The sequence below is a fragment of the Aminobacter sp. J41 genome, assembly GCF_000526635.1.
Lineage (GTDB): Bacteria > Pseudomonadota > Alphaproteobacteria > Rhizobiales > Rhizobiaceae > Aerobium.
On the sequence record NZ_JAGL01000077.1, the window covers coordinates 1 to 3613 of the forward strand.

Consider the following 3613-nt stretch of genomic DNA (forward strand, 5'->3'; position numbering starts at 1 on the left):
TCACTGGCCGAGCAGTTTGAGTTGCTCGCCGCCTGAACGCCCTACCGAGCGACTGGCCCTTTCGCGTCTCCTCTCCAAGTTTGCGACACAACCATCGAAACGCGATAGCAACGCGTGAACTGGGCTAAGCAAGCTCCTCGAACGCAATATAGTCATGCTGGTAGCCGAAATAATGGGGGCCGACGAGTTCGAGGCCGTGCGGCGTGCGCCACTGGCTGTCACAGGGCAGGCCAATGACCGTCACTGCAAGTCCATAACGGAGCTGCTCGGTGGTGACCGGCAGCCCGCCATCGGCGTCGAGCGCGCATATGAGATCGGGCGTGGTGGCCAGCAGCCTGCCCTCCCCATTACGGCACACAAGGAACTCGTTCTGGAAATCGACCTGAAAGCTTTGCCCTTCGTACGCATCCATACCCTTGAAGGTTGCCCGCCCGCGTGCGAATCCGCCGACCGTGCGGCGGTCGATATCCACGACGCGGCCCGCAAACAGGCGCCTTCCCTTGAGCCGGGAGACCAGAGCTTCCGTCGGGTTGCGGTGCGCCCAGCGCTCTCCGGCGATGGTCTCTCCGATTTCCCGGATGAGCGAAATGGTGTGCCGGAGGATACCCTGCTTCACCTGGGCTCCGCTCATCGGATAGAGAGCGACCAGGGCGGCCCCTCCCATCTCCACGGTCTGGCAGCGCGCGAGGCGCTCGGTCCACAAATTGGAGATGGCGTTGATAACCGAGCTGTTGCCCTTGTCATCGGCCAGCACCATGGGCGTGGCGGCGATGCCATGCATGGTGAAGGACACCATCTGAAGCTCGGGAAACGCCCGTCCCATGCCGTCGCCGTCGATCAGCGGCAGGCCGGTGGCAGAGGCGACGGCGAAAGGAATGGTGGAATTCAGGCCGCCCGCCTCGATGCAGACCAGGGCATCGGCCTTACGGCCAAGGAAGGATTCGAGCTGCGCCAGCGCCGAAGCCGCCTCCGAACCGTTTGGCAGCTTTTCCACCATGACCGTGGGCGCTCCCATCATGCAGACAGGCACGCATAGCCAATCGTCCGCGACCTCGTCAGGAGAAATGACGGTCACCGGCCCTTTCTCGGCCATCACCGACTGGGCCATGAGCTTGCCGATATAGGGATCACCGCCTCCGCCGGTTCCTAGAAACGCTCCGCCTATCGCGATCGCTTCCAGATCCTGCGACGTCACCTGGAACGAAGTCATGACGGTTTCCTTTCCTTTTCGGCCCGGCCCATGGGCCGGTAGGCGAGATCGAGGCCGAAGCCCCTGGGGCCGACCACCTCCAGTGCCGCCTCGGAACGAAGCAACGGATGGCAGGGAAGCGCCAGCACCGCCACCCTTTGGCCGTAGCGCAGCATCTCCGTGGTGATCGCGGCTCCGGTGTCGATATCGAGGATCACGATGAGATCGGGCACGACCACCTCGGCCACGCCGTCGCGCGAAAAGACCAGGTTCTCGTTTTGGATGAGGACGGAGCCCACCTGTCCCTCATAGCCGTCGAAGCCCTGGACCATCACCGTGCCGCGCACGAACCCGCCCTCGATCTTCCGCTTCAGATCGACGATCTTGCCCCGGAAGACCACCTCCCCGTTTTCGCTGTCGCATATGGCACGGATGGGATCGGCATGGGCCTGCCTTGCCGCCACAACGGCTTCACCCAGCCGAATAGCTTGGCTGTAGGATTGCGGAATCGAATATTGCTTGAGAAAGCGGCCGGACATTGGAGCGCTGGCGAGAGTGGAGGCCCCACCCTGCGCGACGACACAGGCGCGCGCCATCCGCTCGTGCCACTTCTCCGAAATGGCGTGCTCGAAGATCACGGCGTTTCCATGCGGGTCGCACATTACGCTGGGCGTGGAGCAGTGCCCAAAAATCGAGAAGGTCGTCATCTGCATTTCGGGAAAGGCGCGCCCCATCCCGTCGCAGTCGACCACCGGCAGTCCTGCCATGGAAGCGGTAATCAGCGGTTCCATCGCGTTCTGGCCACCGATCTCCTCACAGACGATTGCATCAACGGAAATCGCCAGATGTTTTTCCAGCGCGCGCACGCAGCGCAAACCCTCGCTGCCATGCTTGATGCGCTCGTGGGAGACCAGCGGCGCGCCTATGCCGCCGACCGAGACGACGACCGCATCGTCGGGCAGCGCTTCGAGCGGGATGACCCGCATGACATAGCCCTGGCGCAGCGCCTCGCGGGCGCGCAGCTTGCCGATATACGGATTGCCGCCGCCTCCGGTGCCCAGGACCGCCGCACCGATCTCCAGCGCATCGAGCCGCCCCTCGTCCACAAGAAACCCGGCACTTGTATCAAGCATCGATGCCGCCCATCTCCCCCACGACCTTCACGTGAATGCGCGTGGCGTTGCCGGGAAGATAGGCAAGCGGCACGTCTTCGCGTTCGATTGTTTCGATGGTGGAAGCCAGCGCGCCGGAGCGGATAGCCTTCTCGCGGGCCTCCTCTTCGGCCTGCCTCAGGCAGTCTTCGCGTGTGAGCCCGTTAGCAAGCGAAAAGATGCGGTCCACCTCGCCGCTGACCTGGGCGATGGCGGCACCGACTGCATTTGCGACCGCAAAATTTTCCGGGCGAATGACGGTAAGGTCTCCCAGCCGGGACGGCATGAGAATGGAACCGCCACCCACCGCGATGACGGGAATCGGCTCGGGAGAAATGCGGCTGCGCTCGACGCCCCGCTCCAGCATGCGCTTGATTTCGGCAATGCTGCTTTCGACTAGGTCCCGGTCGAGGGAGGAGACCGCCGCGGCCTCGCCAATGCTCACCTTGCCGGCCGCAACCGCGATATCCGTCGTGGTCATGGTGGCGCCGCCGAAGACGAGGGCTTCCTTGGTGATACGGTAGCCCACGGATTGCGGACCGACCGAAACACTGCCATCGGGCCCGCGACGGACCAGTGAGCCGCCGCCGAGACCGATAGAGAAGACATCAGGCATCCGGAAATTGGTGCGCACGCCACCGATATCCACCACGGTCGAGGCCTGGCGCGGAAAACCGCGCTGGATGGCGCCGATATCGGTCGTGGTCCCGCCGATATCCACCACGATTGCATCGGTCTCGCCGGTGAGGAACGCGGCGCCCCTCATCGAGTTCGTCGGCCCCGAGGCAAAGGTAAGCACCGGGAACTCCCGCACCGCCTCCGCTCCCATGAGCGTACCGTCATTCTGCGTGATGAAGAAGGGGCAGGACAGGCCCGCGGCCTGCAATGTGCTCCTGAGGGCTTCCACCGTGCGACTGCTGAGTTCGAGCAGGCTGGCGTTCATGATGGCCGCGCTTTCGCGCTCCAAAAGACCGATACGGCCGATATCGCTGGACACCACCACGCGCAGGCCCGGGCAGCTCTCGAGCAGCCGCTTGCGCGCGGCAAGCTCCATCGCGCCGTTGATAGGGCTGAAGACCGAGCTGATCGCCACTGCCTCGATGCCCTTCACGCGAATGTCGCTCGCGATCCGGTCGATTTCGTCGAGATCCAGCGCTGCGATTTCGCGCCCGTCGAATTGGATCTGTTGCAAACTTTTCGGTAACTCAGTTCGGCGTACGCCTCCGGCACGCTCCGGGGGTGCAAGATGTTCAAAGGCCGCCATTTCGATCGC

The 3613-nt window shown here is 63.7% G+C and carries 3 protein-coding genes; all 3 read right to left on the reverse strand.

Annotation, left to right across the window (positions count from 1 at the left end):
- Positions 1 to 124: 124 nt before the first annotated feature.
- Positions 125 to 1210, reverse strand: a complete 1086-nt coding sequence (locus tag L630_RS0120390; RefSeq protein WP_024850022.1) for a DUF917 domain-containing protein — start codon at positions 1208 to 1210, stop codon at positions 125 to 127.
- A complete protein-coding gene (locus L630_RS0120395; protein WP_024850023.1) occupies positions 1207 to 2322 on the reverse strand; it encodes a DUF917 domain-containing protein in 1116 nt (371 codons plus the stop codon). The genes L630_RS0120390 and L630_RS0120395 overlap by 4 nt, the downstream gene beginning before the upstream one ends.
- A partial coding sequence (locus L630_RS0120400) for a hydantoinase/oxoprolinase family protein (RefSeq protein WP_084466255.1) occupies positions 2315 to 3613 on the reverse strand: 1299 nt, incomplete at its 5' end. The genes L630_RS0120395 and L630_RS0120400, both read right to left, overlap by 8 nt.

Coding starts and splice junctions, on each gene's coding strand:
- L630_RS0120390 (WP_024850022.1), bottom strand. CDS start 1,210: ATGACTTCGTTCCAGGTGACGTCGCAGGATCTGGAAGCGATCGCGATA.
- L630_RS0120395 (WP_024850023.1), bottom strand. CDS start 2,322: ATGCTTGATACAAGTGCCGGGTTTCTTGTGGACGAGGGGCGGCTCGAT.